7 protein-coding genes are annotated in these 20,055 nt (G+C 64.3%); 4 read left to right on the plus strand and 3 right to left on the minus strand.

All coding sequences use genetic code 11. The annotated features are described in order from the left end of the window. Positions 1-21: 21 nt before the first annotated feature. From NKJ40_RS05655 to NKJ40_RS05665, 3 genes are all read right to left on the minus strand, one after another. The gene (locus tag NKJ40_RS05655; RefSeq protein ID WP_352465232.1) at positions 22-1,674 is read right to left on the minus strand and encodes an ABC transporter substrate-binding protein; all 1,653 of its coding nucleotides are present in this window, start codon (positions 1,672-1,674) and stop codon (positions 22-24) included. Between the two features lie 261 nt (positions 1,675-1,935). Then, the gene (locus NKJ40_RS05660) at positions 1,936-7,986 is read right to left on the minus strand and encodes a translocation/assembly module TamB domain-containing protein (RefSeq protein WP_352465233.1); all 6,051 of its coding nucleotides are present in this window, start codon (positions 7,984-7,986) and stop codon (positions 1,936-1,938) included. Continuing rightward, the gene (locus NKJ40_RS05665) at positions 7,986-9,911 is read right to left on the minus strand and encodes an autotransporter assembly complex protein TamA (RefSeq protein WP_352465234.1); all 1,926 of its coding nucleotides are present in this window, start codon (positions 9,909-9,911) and stop codon (positions 7,986-7,988) included. Before NKJ40_RS05665 ends, NKJ40_RS05660 begins: the two co-directional genes overlap by 1 nt. Positions 9,912-10,184: 273 nt before the next feature. On the opposite strand from NKJ40_RS05665, the gene NKJ40_RS05670 reads away from it, so the two are divergent. The 4 genes from NKJ40_RS05670 to NKJ40_RS05685 all read left to right on the plus strand — a co-directional run bounded on the left by NKJ40_RS05670 (position 10,185) and on the right by NKJ40_RS05685 (position 20,047). After that, positions 10,185-15,665 carry an alpha-2-macroglobulin family protein gene (locus NKJ40_RS05670; RefSeq protein WP_352465235.1) on the plus strand — a complete coding sequence of 1,827 codons (5,481 nt, stop codon included), beginning with the start codon at positions 10,185-10,187 and terminating at the stop codon, positions 15,663-15,665. Positions 15,666-15,949: 284 nt separating this feature from the next. Continuing rightward, positions 15,950-18,043, plus strand: a complete 2,094-nt coding sequence (gene pbpC, locus NKJ40_RS05675; protein WP_352465236.1) for a penicillin-binding protein 1C — start codon at positions 15,950-15,952, stop codon at positions 18,041-18,043. Positions 18,044-18,097: 54 nt separating this feature from the next. Then, on the plus strand, positions 18,098-18,799 hold the full coding sequence (locus tag NKJ40_RS05680; RefSeq protein ID WP_352465237.1) for a M15 family metallopeptidase: 702 nt from the start codon (positions 18,098-18,100) through the stop codon (positions 18,797-18,799). A 219-nt stretch (positions 18,800-19,018) separates the two neighbouring features. Then, positions 19,019-20,047, plus strand: coding sequence for a sulfate ABC transporter substrate-binding protein (locus NKJ40_RS05685; protein WP_352465238.1), 1,029 nt, complete (start codon positions 19,019-19,021; stop codon positions 20,045-20,047). Positions 20,048-20,055 lie beyond the last annotated feature (8 nt).

Raw genomic sequence — 20,055 nt, forward strand, 5'->3', positions numbered from 1 at the left:
GCCCCTTTCCGGATCGTCCGGTCAGGCCTGGTCGAGCCAGACCTTGCCGTAGTCGCGCTCGAAGGTCGGGTGCATCTTGTAGTTCTGCACCGCCTTGACCGAATGGCTGTAGAGCTTGCGCCAATAAGGCTGGATGATAATGCCGGAATCCTGCAGGATCTGCTCGATATCCTTCATCATTTCCTTGCGCTTGGCTGCGTCGGCAACCGCGAGCGCAGCGTTGAGCTTGGCATCCCACTCCGGATTCGACCAGGCCGTCTCGTTCCAGGCTTCACCTGTACGATAGCCGATCGCCAGAACCTGGACGCCGAGCGGCCGCATGTTCCAGTTGGTCATCGACAGCGGATACTTCGTCCAGTCGTTCCAGAAGGTCGAACCCGGCAGCACCGTACGCTTGACCTTGATGCCGGCGTCACGCATCTGCGCGGCGATCGCATCGCCGGTGTTCTTGTGCCAGTCTTCGTCGACCGTGATCAGTTCGTGCTCGAAATCGGCCTGGCCGGCTTCCGCCATCAGCGCCTTTGCCTTGGCCGGGTCGCGAGCAACCTTCGGCAATTCGTAGTATTCCGGATGGATCGGGGCGACATGGTGGTTCTCGGCAACCGTGCCGGCATTGCCGTAGCCGAGCTGGAGGACGACAGCGTTGTCGACCGCGAGCTGCAGGGCGTTGCGAACCTTCTGGTCGCCGTAAGGCTTGTTGGTCACATTGGTGCGGCAGACGATCGTCGAGGCGGTGACGACCTCGGACTTCGCCAGGTCCATGCCGTCGAGGATCGACACATAGTCGGCCGAGGTTTCGAAATTGGTGTGCACTTCGCCAGCTTCGAAAGCGCTGACCATCGCCGCCGGATCGGTGCCGTAGTCGATGAACTCGATGCCGTCGAGGAAGACCTCGCCATCCCACCACTTGTTGTCTTCACGACGCTTGTAGACCACTTTCTGGCCGACATCGTAGGAGACCAGCTCGAACGGGCCGGTTCCGATCGGGCAGGCTTTGAAATCGCCGCCCTTCTCGTCGAAGGTCTTGTGGACGATGAGGCCGGGATAGTCGCACACGTTGGGAATGAGGGCGATATCCGGCTTGCTGAGCGTCAGCTTGATCGTGTGGTCATCGACCTTGGTCACCGCGCTCTCATCCAGCTTGTCGTCCTTGACCAGCGAACCGAGGCGACCGGGCATGGAATTGCCTTCGGCCTTCTTGTCGGCCCAACGCTTGAGGTTGAAGATGACGTCGTCTGCGGTGAACGGATCGCCGTTGTTCCAGGTGACGCCCTTGCGCACATGCAGCGTGTATTCGGTAGCGTCGTCATTCACGTCCCAGCTCTCCAGCAGATAGGGGCGGAATGTGTATTCGGTGGTATATTTGACCAGCGGCTCGAGCGCCTGACGCTCGGCATTGGCGATTTCCGACCAGTCGGACTTGCGCGGATCCTTCGGATCCTTGATCCATTGCGCGACCTTCAATACGCCGCCTTTCTTGCCCTGGACCTCTTCCGCCCTGGCCGGCGTCGGGTCTGCGAGGCCAAGCATGCCATAGGCCATCGCAGTCGACGCGCCGAAGACGCTGGCGAGAGCCAGAAATTCGCGACGATCCATCTTGCCTGCCTTGGCGTCTTCGGCCATGGCCAGGATGTGATCGGGAACGCGGTCGCCGTTACTCTTGTAGATCGTCATGAATAACTCCCATTGTTGGCTTTCTGCCTTTTAACATTCCGCATTCGCGCCATGATGTCAAAGACGGCACGGATTGGGAACATGCCAAGGAATGTGCAACTTTGAAAGCAGGGCGGTTCGCGCGATAACGACAGTCTTGGCGCAAATTTGCTACTGCGCCAGGGATTTCGTCCGAAATCTCAACGGGCGATTAAACTGGGACATTCGCGGCTGCGTCGCGCGTTCTTCGGACAAGCAACCGTTCTGCGCGAACGGCTGGTTTCAATATTCCCGTTCGTAGAAAACACCGCCTTTGGCTTCGCCGGCGTCGGTTGCCTCGCCACGCAGCTTGACGCCGCGCCCCACGTCGAGATCGACGGTTGCCTTGCCCGAGCCCGGCCTGTCGCCCTTCTGGATCGTCACATAGGTGCGGTCGTTGAGATACTTGCCCGCCGAGACGGCGGTGCCGCCCTGTTCGTCGGTGATTACGTCGAGATCGTCGACGCCGATCGCGCTGCGCAGGTTCTGCAGCAGGGAGGTCGAGCCGCCGACGCCGGCCAGTTGTCCGGCAGCCTCGGCAAGCTGCGCGATCTGCAGCGGCGACAGGTTCGACATCGAACGGCCGAAGATCAGCTGCGCCAGCACCTCGTCCTCCGGCAGCGCAGGTACCGACGAGAAGGTGAATTTCGGGTTGTTCGCCTCGCCCGACACCACGATGGTCACGGTGGCGCTGGTCGTCTTCGATTGCGCCGTGAGGTTGAGGTAGGGCACCAGAGAGCCGGAGAAGCCGACTGTGCCTTCGGTGAAGGTCAGCCGCTTGGCAAGAATCGTCAGCCGCCCGCGCCGCAAGGTGAAGGTGCCGACCGCCTGGGGTGACGATGCCGGACCGGTCAGCCGCAGCGAACCGCCGAGCTCGGCGTCGACGCCCCTGCCCTGGATGAAGATCTGGCTCGGCGCATTGACCGTGACGTCGAGGTTGAGGCCGCTGCCTCCACTGCCGTTGCTTGCAGCGGCAGGGCGCAACGCCTTGTCCTGTGCACGCACGGCGGCCGGCGCATTCTTGTGCTTGACGTTGAGCTCGGCCAGCGAGCCGGGCAGCTTTTCGGGTACGGTGATGACGGTCTTGGCCAGGTTGACGGTACCGGAAATCACCGGCGCGGAGGTGAGCGGTCCCTTGACGGTCAGGTCGCCGCCAAGATTGGCGGTGACCACCTTGCCGTCGGTATAGCGGCCGTCGACGAGCTTGATCGACAGATCGGCCGGAAAACCCTTAGCCGGATCGATGCCGACGGTGCCGCTGGCCGAAAGGCTGCCGCGCGTCGACAGCGTGCCGGTCAGGCGATTGATCCTGGCCACGCCGCCACCGATGGCGACATCGGCGGTGATGTCGTTGATCGCAAGCCCCGAGCGCGCGTCGAGCAGGCGGGCGCCTGACGTGCGGACCGTGCCTGAGATCACCGGCGACGTCGCCGGGCCGCGCACTTGCACATCGACGTCGGCCGTGCCGCTCAGGGACAGGCCTTGTGCGGCGAGGGTCCTGGTGAGGAAGGCGAACGGCACCTTGCCGGAAAAGTTGAGATCAAGGGTGGGCGCGCCTGATGTCGTCATCGTGCCGCCGCCTTTGAGGCCGAGGCCGGCGGCATCGCTCATGTTGGCGTCGAAGGTCAGTCTGTTGCCCGAATACGTACCTGAGGATGAAACGCCCATGCCGCCGAAACCTGCACCACGGGTCTGCGACGTCTGAACGCCTGCGGCGTCGATCTTGAAGGCAACGGCCGGATTGGCCGGCGCACCCGTCACCTTCACAGTGCCCGAGATGGAACCGGCGGCATCGAGGCCCGGCGAAAAACTGTTGGCTATCGAGATCGGGACGCGGGCCAGCGCCGCGTTGAGGTCAAGCGCCTGCCCAGCCTTGCCCGTGACGGTCGCCGTGCCGCCGCCGAGATTGAGCACCAGCCTGTCGAGGCTGGTCACTCCATTCGCGATGTTGATGGTCGAGGCCTGGGCGATGGCCGCCTTGATGCCGCGGATGGTCGCCTCGCCGGAGGCAAGTTCGACCGTCGTCGTGCCCTTGACCGCCTTGACCCGGCCGGCGGCCTTCAGCGGAATATCCTTGACGGAGGCGCCACCGGAAAAGCCGGTCCATTCGCCGTCGCGCTTGAGATCGACGTTGACGCCCCGAATAGCCGTGCCGCCGGAAGTTACGCTATCGGCACGGATTTTGCCCGAGATCACCGGTGCCGCCAGATAGTTGGCGATCAGCGCATCGATGCTCACGGCCTTGGCCGAGACATCGCCGCGCGAGATCGAGGCCGTTGTCGCCTTTACAGCGACCTGTGGCACCGTGCCCGCCTTGGAGAAGGCGATCGTGCCGCGCACATCGCCATCGGCCTTTTCCAGTGCCAGGGCCGCAAGCGGACCGATATCGGGCAGGTCGAGTGCCACGGTGCCGGCCGGCACGAAGACATCGTCGAGCGCCAGGTCGCCGGAGATACGGTTCTTGCCCAGCGACAGCAAAAGCCCGTTGATGGCGCTTTTGCCGTCCGATGTCGCCAGCACGGCGCTGCCCTGCAGTGGCTGGCCACCGACATTTCCGGTGAGTTGCACATTCGCCGCCGGGTTCGCGGCGTCCGCCTTGCCGGTGGCGGTGAGCTTCAGCCCGGTGATCTCACGCGCGGCCACTGAAAGCCTGTCGCTGTTGACAGTCAGCGACAGATCCGGCGCGGTACTGGCGCCTTGCGCATTCAGCGCGAAAGAAATGGCGCCTTTGGCATCCTTGGATAGCAGCGAGACGTCGCCTAGTGCGCCTTTGACGTCGGCGCTCAGCTTGTTGTCGGCAAGGCTCGCCTGCCCGTCTGCCGTCAGCGAACCGGACGACAGCCTGACGGCGTTGGCGGTGACATTGCCGTTGGCGTCCCGCTTCAGCGCGGCACTGAATTGCGTTCGCTCGGCAAGCACGCCACGTACCGCCCCCGGCAGTGCCGCCGAGGCGGCATCCGCATTGACATTAAGGTCGATAGCGCCGTTGGCCAGCGAGACCCGCCCGTTGAAGCCGCTGTTCAACGCGTCGCTGGTCACCGTGCCGCTATCGATGACGATGGCATCGGTGGCAAGGCTGCCGGCGAGTTTGGCGGTGACCTTGCCGGCGATCAGCGGCGCGACGGTCGGATTGTCGAGGCCGATTTTTTCGGCGATCACCGAGCCGGAGATCGGCCCGCTCCGGGCCTTCACGTCGAAGCGATCGGAGTGCAGCGCAAGCGTGATGCCCTCGACCTTAGCGAGATTGGTGGCGGCCGATGACAGCGTTGCGGAGATGTCGAGCTTCGGCTGGGTGCCCTGCCCGGCCGCCTTCAGCGACAGTGCCTGCAGCTCGAGCTTGATCGGGCTCGCCTTGCTGCCGAGCGAAAGCGGCAGGCTCGGGCCGGTGGATGCGAGGTCGAGCGAGAAATCGCTGGCGCCGTTCGGATTGATGGTGCCCGCTGCCTTGCCGGAGATTTTCTCGCCGGCAAGCGTCGCCTGCTCGATGGCCAGGCCGCTGACCGACGAGAAACGGCCTGCCGCATCGAGATCGAGCGGCCCGAGCCCAGCCTGCCGGGTCTGGCTGGTTTCGGCGCCGCTGAGCCGGGCGTTGAAGCGGATGTCGGGGGCAGCCGACGATCCCGTGACCTGCGCGGTGCCGCTGAGCGCGCCCACGGCATCGAGGCCCGGTGAAAAATCATTGGCAAGCGCTGCCGGCACCGCCGACAAGGTGGCAGCGAGATCGAGTGTCTGGCCAGCCGTACCCGACACGGCAATCGAACCACCGCCGACACCGAGCGCCAGTTTCTCTATGCTCACCACGCCATTGGCGATTGTCAGCGCCGATGGCTGCGCGATAGCTGCCTTGATGCCGCGGATGTTCGCCTCGCCCGAGGCAAGCTCGATGCTGGTGATGCCGTTCGCAACCCTGACCCGTCCGGTAGAGCTGGCCGGAATTCCGCCGACCGTGGCGCCGCCGCTAAAGCCGGTCCAGTCGCCATCGCGCTTCAGGTCGACATCGATGCCGCTGATGACAGTAGTTCCGGAGGTGATCGTGTCGGCCTTGATCTTGCCGGAGATCGCCGGGGCTTTGAGATAGTTGGCGACCAGCGCGTTGACGGCGATTGTCTTCGCCGCCAGTTCGCCGCGCGAAATCACGGCGCTCGTCGCATCGATCGCGACCGTCGGCGCTCCGTTGTCGTTCGCAAAGCGGATGGTGCCGCGCACGTCGCCGGCTACCGACTGGCCTGCGAGTGTGGCCAGGGGAGCAATATCCGCGGCATCGAGGGTCAACGTGCCGAGCGGCAGCAGGTTGTCGTCGAGCCCGAGGTCGCCGGAGACCTTGTTGTCGGCCAGTGAAACGGCAAGTCCATTGATGGAGCGCTTGCCGTCGGTGGTGACCAGCGATGCCTTGAGGTCGAGCGGCTGGTCGTCGACCGAGCCGGTCAGCGAGACATCGGCGGCAGGACTGGTAATATCGGCTTTGCCGCTCGCGCTCAGCTTGATCTGCTTCACCGCATGGCCGGACGCCGTCAGGCTGTCGCTGTTGGCCGAAACCGAGAAATCCGGTGCGCTGCGCGCGCCGCTTGCGGTCAGCGCGAAACCGACGGCGCCGCCGACCTTGGCGCCGACCAGCGGCGACAGCACCGACACGTCGCCCAGCGTGCCCTTGATATCGGCCCGGATATCGGTGCCTTGCGCACTGGCGGTGCCGCTGGCGCTAAGCGTGCCTGAGGTGAGTTGCAATGCGTTCGCGGCGAACGCACCGTCCGGGTCGCGTGTCGCGGTTGCGGAAAACTGCACCCGCTGGCCGAGAACCGAGCTGATCTGCGGCGGTAGCGCCGTCGAAGCCGCGTCGGCATTCATCTTGAGCGTCATCGACAGATCGGCAAGCGCCACTGTGGCTGTTACGGACGCATTGAGCGCGTCGCTGCGTAGCGTGCCTTCGTCGACGACAATCTGTTCCTTGCTGACCGAGCCGGCGAGACCGGCGCTGACCCTGCCCGTTACCAGCGGCGCCAAAGTCGCGACGTCGGTGTTCAGGCCGGCCGCCGTCAGCTTGATGGTGACGGGCCCGCTACGGTTCTGGATGTCGAAACCATCGGAATGCACTTGCCCGATCAGGTCGTCCACCCGCGTGCCGCCCGCCACCACCGAGACCAGCGACGCGCCGATGTCCACCATCGGCGCCTTGCCATCGCCGAAAGCGCGGGCCGTGGCATCCTTGATCGCCACGGTTATCGGCTGTGCCTCGCTGCCGAGGCTGAGCACGATCGGCGGCCCTTTCGCCGCGAGTTTCACAGAAAGATCGCTGGCGCCGTTCGGATCGACAATGCCGGCGGCGGTAGCGTGCATGGCGCCGCTGTCGATATTGGCGCGCTCGACATCGACGCCGCCGGCCGCGGTCGCTGTGCCGGCGAGGTCGAAGCTGGTCTTGCCGGCAAACAGCGGTTTCAGAGTTTCGGGCAGGAAGCGCTCGAATTCGCCATCGCCATTGGCCTCGACATAATGACCCTTGTCGGTGAGCTGATGGCGACCGGTAAGCTGGGTGACGATCCGGCCGTCGACAACGAAGGTCCCGATGCCATTCCAGTTGGCGAGCGGTCCGGTGCCGGAAACGACAATGTTGACCGGCGGCGCGCCCGGCAGGTTGAGCAGGTTGGCGATGATGCCGCCGGCCGGCTCGGATGCTTTAAGGTCGAGGTCGAGCTTGTTGTCGGCCGGCGCGAAATGGGCTTTGGCGTCGACCGTGCCTTGCTTGCCGTCGTGGCGAACGATGTTGAGGTTGGTCTCGATCGCCAATGGCGAGGCATCCGCCTTGAGCGCTCCCTTGGCTGTAAGTTCGGCGACCCCGCTGCCGGCCAGAGCCTGCCCGAGCGCGATTTCGGGAAGGTCGAGCTGCTTGACGTCGATGGAAACCGGCAGCGTCGTCGCTCCGCTTTGGCTCGGCTGTGTGCTGGCCACCGGCAGCCTTGCCAACTCGATACGCTCGGCGCCAATGCGATCGGCGCTGAAGCTCTTCGACAGAAGTGCCAGCGGCGACCAGTCGACAGCCACCTTGCGCGCCACCATCCAGGCGCCTTCGCGATCCTCCAGAACGACATGATCGACCCTCAGCGCGCCCGACCAGATGCCGTCGATGCCGACGACAGTGACCTTGCGATCACCGGTCGAGGCCATGGTCGAGATGATGCCGGCAAGGTTTTCGCGGCCGCCCTCGGTTTTGGTCAGCACGACAAGCGCCCCCACCGCCGCTGCCGCGATGATGAGCAGCGTGTAGAAAAGGATACGGAGGATGCGCCTGAATATTGCCATCAGAATGCCTGGCCGATGCCGGCATAAATGCCGAAATGAGGATCGTCGGGGCCGCGGTTGAGCGGCACTGCCGCGTCGATGCGCAGCGGCCCGAACGCCGTCAGATAGCGCAAGCCTACACCCGCGCCGACCTTCATGTCCGAAAAATCGGGGACCTGCCTGGTCGACACGGTGCCGGCATCGACGAACGGCACGACGCCGATCTTGTCGGTGACCGCAATGCGCATTTCGACCGAGGTCTCGAAGAAGGAAAGCCCGCCGATCGGCTCTCCGTTGCTGTCCTTTGGGCCGATGCCTTGATAGGCATAGCCGCGCACCGAGCCGCCGCCGCCGGAGTAGAAGCGGCGGTCGGCCGGAACATCTTGAAGACCGGCGCCGATGATCGAGCCGATGGCGACACGTTCGGCGAAAACGAATTTCGAGGCCGAATCGAGCGACTGGTAGGCCGACCCCTCGCCCTTCAGCTTGACAAAGGCAGCCCCGCTCAAAATGTCGTAGCTCGGCTCGGCATAGGCCAGCACCCTGAAGCCCCGGGTCGGATTGAGCTTGCTGTCGCGATTGTCGTAGACATATTGCAGCGGAATGCTGGCGATCAGATAGGTGTGCTTGCCGAAAGCGTCGTGGATCCTCGAATAATCCAGCGCGACTTGTGCGGAAACCGTCTGCTTCTTGTCGAGTTCGTAGGATAGGCCGGTGCTGCCCTTGACCGAGAAATGGTCGTAGGCGTCGGGGTGCTCCAGCACGGTATTGACGCTGGCAATGAATTTCGACGCCGGCCCGACCACGCCCGGCTTTTCGAACATGACGCCGGCATTGTAATTGAGCTGGGTCAAGTCGTTGCTGCCGATGCCGCTGATCTTGCCGTCGATGCGCAGCTTTTCGGCGCGGCCAAACAGATTGCGGTGCCCCCAATAGCCTTCGAGGCCCAGCCCTTCGGTGTTTGAGAAGCTGCCGCCAATGCCGAAATAGCGCGGCTTGCGTTCGCTTACCTGGACACCGATCGGGACGTTGCCCTCAGCGTCGAGGACGTCGGCTTCCTTCACCGTCACGCTGTTGAAGACCTCGAGCCCGAGCAGCCGGTCGCGCGCATCGTCGATCTCATCGGGCGAATATTGGCGGCCGCGCTTAAGGCCGGTCATATATTCGGTGAAGTCGCGGTCGACCTTTTCTGCGCCCTCGACAGTGGTGTCGCCATAGCCGGCGACCGGCCCGGCCGCGACGGTAAGCGTCACGTCGAGCGTCGAACCGGCGTGCTCGGCGACGATCTCGCGGCTCGTCACCTTGGCCAGCGGCCTGCCTTCTTGCTTGAGTGCCCGCACGATCGCCGCCTCGGCTTTGAGCACGGCGCCCGAACTGGCGTCACCGCCGGCGATCAGACCGAAATCGGCACTTGCCAGCCCCGCTGCATCGCCTTTCAGCCTGATGTTGCCAAGCGTGAATTTCGGCCCGGCTGCTATGCTTATCACCACCGGAATCGGCTGCGGGCCGGAAAACTCGGCATCGGGTGGCAGATCGTCGAGCGGCTTGCCCTGAATAGTGATGGTGACGACACCCTCGTAGCGCGCGTCCGCGTAGAGCGCGGCGACAAGTTGCTCACGGTCGCTGCGCGCCTTGGCCAAAAGACCCAGCGAACCTGATACCGGGTGTTCCTCGTCGGCTTTCAGCGCCGAGGCGTTTTCGAGCTTCTCGGCGAGATCCTTGTCGGCGTCCGGCGCCTCGATCGTCACCGCATAGCGCAGCGGGTCGACGATGTCGGCATCTTCGTCTTTGGATCCCCACAGTTTGATGCCGAAAATCTCGAAGGCGGCAGCGCTTCCGGTTTCGGCAACAAGTGCCGTCGAGCACAACAATGCGAAAAGCAGGGCGCGCGAAAGCGCGCGCCGTGGCGCGGTTCCTCCCGACATCTGCCTTTTATACGCCGGCATTACGCTCCTAGCCTAGTTCGCAAACCTAAAATTGGAATGAAGTTCTGAAGCACTCGTAAAGGGGCCACAATCCAATTGCTGAAATAGACAGGGCTTGGAACTCACACCTTCTGCGTCGCCGCAAGAAAGCGTGATCCCCTGTCCTATGGAGCTACTACCGGTCACCGGCCGGAAAGCAAACCGTTGGCAGGCGGATCCTGCCGCGTCCTGATGTTGACAAGCGCGATTGAAGCTTGAACATTTCTGGACGTAAGCACTTGTCTGGAGGGGTTTATGGCAATGCGCGCGGCTCGTGGTCTATCGATTCTTTTCCTTCTGTTTTTCGCCTGGAGCGGGGTCGCGCAAGCGGCCGAAGCCCGGCGGGTGGTGACATCGGACAATTCCGACTATTTTGGTTTCGATCTCAGATCCGACCAGAATGTCAGCCTCGACCAGTGCAAGACCACCTGCCTCGGCGACCCGGCCTGCCGCGCCTTCACCTACAACCTCAAGGCCAAATGGTGCTTCCTTAAATCCGATTACAATTCATTGAAGCCCTTCGGCGGCGCCGTCGCCGGCAAGGTCGTCAACATCGATGGCGATCCCGACATCGGCGCGCCACCCGAGCTCGCCTTCTTCCCCAACTGGATGGCCGACCAGGCCCAGCAATACCGCAACAAGCTCACTGGCCCGACCTACACCAAGCCGACCGAGGGGCTGACGGCGCTGAGGGCGGCCGCCGAACAGTCGGCGCTGACGGGCGATCATCGCTCGGCCATGCACAAATACGAGGCGGCGGTTTCGGTGTTACCTGATGATGGCCAGCTCTGGCTCGAGCTGGCGCGCGAAACGCTTGCCGTCCATCCGACCGCCAACAGTTCGGAGCCGTCGACGCTGCCGGCGAACGCCACTTCCGCCGCCTTCAACGCCTACAAATTGCTGCGTACCACCAAGACGCGCGCCGACGTGCTGGCGCTGCTCGGGGACGGCCTTGATCGCCGCGATCTCTACAGGCCGGCCCTGCAGGCCTACGAGTCGAGCCTCGCTTTGGTCAATTCGCCGGCAGTCAGGGCCGCCTACCAGGATCTCAAGGCCCGCAAGGGCTTCCGCGTCATCGATCATACCGTCGATGCCGACACCAGCGCGCCACGCATCTGCGCGCAGTTCTCCGAGGAGCTGGTCAAGACCGGCGTCGATTATTCCCAGTTCGTCACCGTCGACAACGCCGCTCCCAAGGGCGTCGAAGCCAAGGACAAGCAGATCTGCGTCGAAGGGCTCGAGCACGGCCAACATTATGACGTGACCTTCCGCGCCGGCCTGCCGGCCGCCATTGGCGAGGTCACCGCGGCACCGGTGGTTCTGTCGATCTACGTGCAGGACCGCGCGCCTTCGGCTCGCTTCACCGGCGACAGCTTCGTGCTGCCCGCCGGCGCACGCCGCGGCATACCGGTCGTCACCGTCAACATGAATGCCGCCGAAATGAAGCTCTTCCGCATCGGCGACCGCTCGCTGGCCCAGCTTCTGTCGGGATATCAGTTCCTGCGCCAACTTGACGGCTACGACATTTCGAACATCTCCGAACAGATGGGCGAACCGGTCTGGCAAGGCCAGCTCGACATCGCCAACGACCTCAACAAGGAAGTCACCACCTCCTTCCCCATCGACGAGGCGTTGCCGAAGCGCAAGCCCGGCGTCTATGTGCTGACCGCACAAGCCGTCAACGATCGCAGCGACGACTATGATTCGCACGCCACGCAGTGGTTCGTCGTCTCCGATATCGGCCTGTCGACCTATACCGGACAGGATGGGCTGAACGTCTTTGCCCGTTCGCTCGCAACCGCCAAGCCGATTGCCGGCGCCGAGCTGACGCTGCTGGCCAGGAACAACGAAATCCTTGGCACCGCGACCACCGACGCGGAAGGGCGGGCGGTGTTCAATCCCGGCCTGACGCGCGGCGACAGCGGCATGGCGCCGGCCGTGCTGATGGCCAAACAGGGCGGCGACGATTTCGTCTTCCTCGATATGGGCCGCGCCGGCTTCGACTTGTCCGACCGTGGCGTCGCCGGACGGCCGGCGCCTGGCGCGCTCGACGTCTATGCCTGGACCGAGCGCGGCATCTACCGCGCCGGCGAGGACGTCCATGTCGCGGCTCTTGCCCGCGACAGTGCCGCCAAGGCGGTCGAGAACCTGCCGCTGACCTTCATCTTCTCGCGGCCCGACGGCGTCGAGGACCGCCGCATCGTCAGCGACGGCGCATCGGCCGGCGGTCACGCGGTCGACCTGCCGCTGGAACCCAACGCCATGCGCGGCACCTGGACGGTGGCGATCCATACCGATCCCAAGCAGGCAGCGGTCGCCAGCCAGATGTTCCTGGTCGAGGACTTCGTCCCGGATCGCATCGAGTTCGACCTGTCCTCCGACAAGCAGGAGATCGCCCAGGGCGAGACCGCCAACATTACCGTCGACGGCCGCTTTCTCTATGGCGCGCCGGCCGCGGGCCTGGCGCTCGAAGGCGAATTGACGCTGTCGACCGGCCGCGACTGGGACCGCTTCAAGGGCTATTCCTTCGGTCTGGCTGACGAACAGTCGGCAGAACCGACGGTGACGCCCTTCACCGGCCTGCCGGTGGTCGGCGAGGACGGCAAGGCGACCTTCCCGGTTTCCGTCGATCAATTGCCGTCGACCACCAAGCTGGTCGATGCAAAGGTCACGGTCAGGATGCGCGAAACCGGTGGCCGTGCGATCGAGCGCTCGCTGAACATCGGCATCCGCCCGCAGGGCCACATGATCGGCATCCGCCCGGATTTCGACGACGACGAGGTGCCGCAGGGCGGCACGGCCAAGTTCAGCCTGATCGCCGTCGACCCAGACGGCAAGCGTGAGGCGCTGAAGGGCGCGCAGTGGTCGCTGGTCAAGGTCGAGCGCAGCTACCAGTGGTACCGCTCGAGCAACTCCTGGAACTATGAGCCGGTCACCTTCACCAAGGCGGTGGCCAACGGCCAGGTCGACCTGAGCGCCGATGGCGAGGCTACCATGTCGCTGCCGGTCGACTGGGGCCGCTACCGGCTCGAGATCGAGACAGCCGATCCGGAAGGCCCGGCCACCAGCTACGAGTTCGACGCCGGCTGGTATGTCAGTTCCACCACCACCGAAACGCCCGACGGGCTCGAGATCGCCCTCGACAAGGATACCTATGCGGCGGGTGAAGTGGCCAAGCTCAAAGTGTCGCCGCACTTTGCCGGCGAGCTGCTCGTCACCATCGGCGCCGACAAGCTCCTGAAGACCGTCACCGCCAGCGTGCCGGCAGGCGGCAGCACCGTCGACATCCCGGTCGGCGACGACTGGGGCGCCGGCGCCTACGTCACGGCAACGCTGTTCAGGCCGGGCGATGCGCAAGAGACACGCATGCCGGCCCGCGCCATCGGCGTCAAATGGCTGAAGCTCGATCCCGGCTCGCGGAAGCTTGCCGTCAGCTTGGCGCCGCCGGACAAGACCATGCCGCGCCAGCAGCTGTCGATCCCGGTCGCCGTCGCCGGCGTGCAGCCCGGCACCAACGCCTATGTCATGGTCGCGGCCGTCGACGTCGGCATCCTCAACCTGACCAACTACAAGGTACCGGATCCGGAGAACTGGTTCTTCGGGCAGCGCATGCTCGGTCTTGAGGTTCGCGACATCTATGGCCGGCTGATCGACGGCTCGCTGGGCACAACCGGCAAGCTGCGCACCGGCGGCGACGGCGCCAACATGCAGTCGCAAGGCAGTCCGCCGACCGAAAAGCTGGTCGCCTTCTTCTCCGGCCCGGTCCAGCTCGACGCCGACGGCAGGGCGCGGATCGACTTCGAAATTCCGCAGTTCAACGGCACCGTGCGCGTCATGGCCGTCGCCTGGACCAAGGAAGCGGTCGGCCATGCCCAGTCCGACGTCATCGTTCGCGATCCGGTGGTAATCACCGCCGGCCTGCCGCGCTTCCTGGCGCCCGGCGATTCCGCCGTCATGCGGCTCGACGTCGCCGACACCGACGGCCCCGCTGGCGACTACAAGCTGACCATCGACACGACGGGCGACCTGTCTACCGGCAGTGCCGCCTTGCCTGAAAAGCTGACGCTGGCCAAAGGCAAGCGGCAGACACTGACCGTACCGTTGATTGCGCAGACCGCGGGCGACGCCTCGATCACCATCAAGCTTGCGCATGCCGACGGCACCGCCGTCGAGCAGACGCTCTATGTGCCGGTGCGGCCGGCGCAATTGCCGGTGACCACCCGCATGGTCGTCGACCTCAAGGGCGATGGCGGCGCGCTGCGCGTCGACAAGGAACTGCTGGCGGCAAGCCTGCTCGATGGCGCTTCGGTCAGCGTCGGCGTTTCGCAGGCGGCTGCCTTCGATGTGCCGTCGCTGCTGATGACGCTCGACCGCTATCCCTATGGTTGCGCCGAACAGACCACCAGCCGCGCCATGCCGCTTCTCTACGTCAACGAGATGGCTTCCGGTATCGGCATGGCCAGCGACCCCGATCTGCATGGCCGCGTCCAGGACGCCATCTACAAGGTGCTGAGCTACCAGGCCTCGGCCGGCAGCTTCGGCCTATGGGGTCCGGGTTCCGGCGATCTGTGGCTCGACGCCTATGTCACCGATTTCCTGACCCGGGCGCGCGAGCAGAAGTACGACGTACCGGCCCTGGCAATGAACCAGGCGCTGAGTAATCTGCAGAACGCGATCGGCTACGATCAGGACGTCCAGGATCGCGGCAGCGAGATCGCCTATGCGCTCTATGTGCTTGCCCGCAACAAGAAGGCTTCGGTCGGCGATCTGCGTTATCATGCCGACACCCAGCTCGAAGCCTTTACCAGCCCGATGGCCGTCGCCCAATTGGCGGCGTCTCTCGCGCTCTACGGTGACACGCAGCGCTCGGAGGCAACCTTCCAGGCCGCGCTGCAACTGGCCAAGTCGACGCCCGAATATGACTATTACCGGTCCGACTATGGCTCGCCACTGCGTGACGGCGCGGCGATCCTGGCGCTTGCCGCGGAAAGCAAGCCGGTGCCGACCATCGTGCCGGCGCTGATCCAACTGGTGACCAGGGAACGCGCCGACGCCAGGTGGACCAGCACGCAGGACGAGTCCTGGATGCTGCTGGCGGCCCGCGCGCTGAAGGCCGGCAATGATTCGATCGCGCTGACCGTCAACGGCGCACCGCACGCCGGCGGTTATTCGGACCAGATCGCCGGCAGCGACCTGGCCGACAGTCCGCTGACCATCGTTAATACCGGCAGAAATCCGCTGCAGGCGGTCGTCACCACTGTGGCCTCGCCGATCCAGCCTCTGCCGGCCGGCGGCAACGGCTTTACCATCAGCCGTACCTACTACAAGCTCGACGGCACAGGGGCCAACGTGACGGAGGTCAAGCAGAACGAACGCTATGTCGTCGTGCTCAAGGTTTACGAGCAGAACACTTGGCCTTCGCGGCTGCTGATCACCGACCTGTTGCCGGCCGGCTTCGAGATCGACAATCCGGGCCTGGTCTCCAGCGCCCAATTGACGAACTTCTCCTGGCTGGCGCAGACCGATGCCGCCCATCTCGAATTCCGCGACGACCGTTTCGTCGCGGCGTTCAATCCGAACGACGGCGACGGCGACCGCAATATCACGCTCGCCTACGTCGTGCGCGCAGTGACGCCGGGCACCTACGCCCACCCGGCAGCAACGATCGAGGACATGTACCGGCCGCAATATTCGGCCCGCACCGCCACCGGCATGATGGAGGTCAAGGCGCCGTAGGCAAAGATGACGAACGGGAACATGGCGATAGCGCTGCCCCTCATTGCCCTGCCGGGCATTTCTCCCCGTATAGAGACGGGGAGAAAGAGGCATGCGCCGAAGTTTTCGCCGAACTCTAACGTCGCAGAAAAGGCGCCAAGGGTCGCGACAGCCCCCTTCTCCCCGTCACTAAACGGGGAGGTGAGGCGTGGTCCGCGTAGCGGACGAAAAGCCAATCGCTTGGCTTTTCGAACGACGAACGCCCGAAGGGCCGTTATGCCGGCAGGCGGATGAGGGGCGGCGCCATGCTCTCCAGAAAATTCCTGCGCCGAGCGGCCGTCACGGGCATTTCCTTCGCCGGTCTCGCTGCAATCACCGCCGCCGCCCTCTGGCAGCTCGACCGCGCCTTTCCGCCGCCGCTGCCGGCTGCGCTGACGGTCTCGACCGAGGTGCAGGACCGTGACGGCCAGCTGCTGCGCGCCTTCGCCACGCCGGACGGCTACTGGCGGCTCGCTACCAGCCTGGACCAGGTCGACAAGCAGTTCGTCGACATGCTGGTCACCTATGAGGACAAGCGCTTTTGGGATCATCAAGGCATCGACGTATTGGCACTGGCGCGTGCCGCCGGCCAGTTCGCGACCAGCGGCCATATCGTCTCCGGTGGTTCGACGCTGTCGATGCAGCTCGCCCGGCTGATCGAACCGCGCGACAGCCGCAGCCTCGGCTCGAAGATCAAGCAGATGCTGCGCGCCCTGCAAATCGAACGGCGGCTTTCCAAGCGCCAGATCCTGGAACGCTATCTGACGCTGTCGCCCTATGGCGGCAATCTTGAAGGTGTGCGCGCCGCTTCGCTCGCCTATTTCGGCAAGGAGCCGAAGCGGCTGACGGTCTCGGAGGCGGCCCTGCTCGTCGCTTTGCCGCAATTGCCGGAAAAGCGGCGCCCCGACCGCAATCTCGAAATCGCCCATGCCGCACGCGACCGGGTGCTGACCCGCATGGTCTCGGCAGGTCTGCTCGGCGAACGTGAGGCCGCGAGAGCCGCGCTCGACGATGTGTCGGGACTGCGGCGCACCTTGCCGGCGCTCGCTGCCCATGCCGCCTATACGATGCTGCCCAAGGCCATCCCCGGCGGCCAGAAGCTGCAACTGACGATCCGCAAGAGTGTCCAGGAAGGGCTGGAGCAGGTGGCCAAGGATGCCGCCGCCAGGCTCGGCCCTCGCCTCTCGGTGGCCATAGTGCTGGCCGATGCCCGTACCGGCGATATTCTTGGTGAGGTCGGCTCTGCCGATTTCTTCGATGCCAGCCGTTCGGGCTGGATCGACATGACCAAAGTCGTTCGTTCGCCTGGCTCGACGCTGAAGCCGTTCATCTACGGCCTCGCCTTCGAACAAGGCCTGGTGGCGCAGGAGACGCTGATCGAGGACAGCCCCGCCGATTTCTCCGGCTATCGGCCGAAGAACTTCGACATGGGCTATCAGGGCGATGTCAGCATCAGGCAGGCGCTGCAATTGTCGCTCAACGTGCCGGCGATCCGCGTGCTCGACGCGGTTGGCCCGGCCCAGCTGATGGCGCGCTTTCGCCAGGCCGATGTGACGCCTATCCTGCCCGTCAACGAAGCGCCCGGCCTGGCGATCGGCCTCGGCGGCGTCGGGGTGACCCTGCGCGACCTGGTTCAACTGTATGCCGGCCTTGCCAATGGCGGCAAGGCACACACGCTGCATGACGGCACCGAGCCGGCGAACGCCGAACGCTCGACCACCACCATCCTCGACGGGCAGGCGAATTGGCAGATCACCGACATCCTGTCAGGCGTCAAGCCGCCCCAGGGTGCCGCCCAACGCGGCATTGCATACAAGACCGGCACCTCCTACGGCTATCGCGACGCCTGGTCGGTCGGCTTCGACGGCCGCTACGTGCTCGGCGTCTGGGTCGGCCGCCCGGATGCCGGCGCGGTGCCTGGCCTGTCCGGCTACGTCTCGGCCGCGCCCATCCTGTTCGAAGGCTTTGTCCGTTCCGGTTTGGCCGCAGTGCCGCTGCCAAGCCAGCCGGCCGGTGTCCGGCGTCCGAAGCGCGAGGAGCTACCGGGGACGCTGACGCGCTTCGGCGCCGGCACCGATGGGCTGGTGCAGGCGACGCCGACCGAACCTGCGCCAACCATCATCTTTCCGCCCGACGGCGCCCGCGTCGATCTCGGCACTTCCTCGGCCGATGCCTCGCCGCTGGTGCTCAAGCTGCAGGGCGGCCGCGCACCATTCCGCTGGCTGGCCAACGGCAAGCCGCTGGTCGGCATCGACCGGCGGCGCACCGCGACCTGGCAGCCGGACGGCGCCGGCTATTCGACCCTGACCGTGATCGACGCGGCGGGACGCGCGGCCAGTGTGAAGGTTTTCGTCGAGTGAAAGTTTCCCTTGAATAGTTTCCGGCAGGTGATTCAGGGGATTGGGTTTTACGCCTTGCTTTCGGCCGCCGGTATTTCCTCGGCCTCTGCTGACGCCCTCCCCGCCGGCTTTGTTCGGCTGGCCGACATCGATCCCAGTATCCGGCAGGATATCCGCTATGCCGGCCTCGAAAACTTCCTGCATCGCAAGGTAAGCGGCTACGATGCGCCGGCATGTGTCCTCACCAGGCAAGCGGCGCAAGCGCTTTCGGCAGTGCAGAAAGCGATTGCTGCCGAAGGGCTGACGTTGGTCGTGTTCGACTGCTATCGCCCTGCGCGGGCTGTCTCCGACATGGGTGAATGGACAAAAACGGGCGGACCACCGGACCCGCAATGGTACCCAAAGGTCAAGCGCAAGGATCTCATCGCCAAGGGTTATATCGGCGAACTGTCCACCCATTCGCGCGGATCGACGGTTGATGTCGCGATCGCCCGGATCGACCACAAGCAGGCCGACCGCAAGAGCGCTCCGAAACCGGCCTGCGGCGCGACGAATGCCGACACGCTCGACTTCGGCACTGGTTTCGACTGTTTCGATCCGGCGAGCGAAACGGCTCATAGGCCGCTCGCCAGTGAAGCGGCGGCAAACCGCAAAGAACTTGTCGAGGCGATGCGCGCCGGCGGCTTCAAGAATTACGCCCGCGAATGGTGGCACTTCACGCTGGAAAACGAGCCGTTTCCAAGAGAGCGCTTCAACTTTCCCGTTACCGGCGAATAGCCGGCCGAAACCTTCGGACGCGACGCAGCCATTGTCGAAGAGCTAGCCGTCTCTAGATAATCGCGTCGGGAGCGCGATCATGGTCCATGCGGGGAAAATAGTTTCTCGCATCGCCGAAAGTAGGCGAAAAATTGCTTCAATAGGCCAAAAAAGGCAACATTGAATGCATCTAAATTCTATCAATTCGGTAGATTTGGCGCGAGTTCAACGGAGGCGGAAATGACCAAACCTCATTTCAGGAAACTGCTCGGCGCACTGGTCGCCACGTCTGTCCAGTTCGGCACGCTCGGTTTCGCGTTTGCCGACACCACCATTCTCAACGTGTCCTATGATCCGACGCGAGAGCTCTACAAGCAATTCGACGAGGCCTTCATTGCCCACTGGAAGGCCGAGACAGGCGAGACGGTCACCGTCCAGCAGTCGCATGGCGGATCCGGCGCGCAGGCGCGCGCCGTGATCGACGGGCTGGATGCCGACGTGGTGACGCTGGCGCTCGAAGGCGATATCAACGCCATTGTCTCGAAAGCGAAGAGGATCAATCCCGACTGGCGGACGAAATTCGAAAACAATTCGGCGCCCTACACGTCGACCATCATCTTCCTCGTCCGCAAGGGAAACCCCAAGGGCATCCATGACTGGGGCGATCTGGTCAAGGACGACGTCCAGGTGATCACGCCGAATCCCAAGACCTCCGGTGGCGCGCGCTGGAACTATCTCGCCGCCTGGGCCTACGCCAGCGCCAAGGATGGCGGCGACGAGGCCAAGACCAAGGAATTCGTCGGCAATCTCTACGCGCATGTCCCAGTTCTCGACACCGGTGCGCGCGGCGCCACCGTGACATTCGCGCAAAAAGGGCTGGGCGACGTGCTGCTCGCCTGGGAAAACGAGGCCTATCTGGCGCTCGACGAGTTCGGCGCCGACAATTTCGATATCGTCTACCCGCCGACCTCGATCCTGGCCGAGCCGCCGGTCGCCGTGGTCGACGCCAATGTCGACGCCAAAGGCACGCGGAAAGTTGCCGAAGACTATCTGAGCTATCTCTATTCCAAGGAAGGCCAGACGATCATCGCCAAGAACCATTATCGCCCGTCGAAGCCCGACCTGGTGCCGGCGGAGGACCTGGCCAAGCTGCCTGAGATCAAGCTGATCACCATCGACGACCCGCTTTTTGGCGGCTGGAAGAAGGCACAGCCTTATCATTTCGGCGATGGTGGTATATTCGACCAGATCTACAAGCCGGCCCAGTAGCATTTAGA

Origin of the sequence: Mesorhizobium sp. M0119, from assembly GCF_040322615.1 — a bacterium.
Classification (GTDB): domain Bacteria; phylum Pseudomonadota; class Alphaproteobacteria; order Rhizobiales; family Rhizobiaceae; genus Mesorhizobium.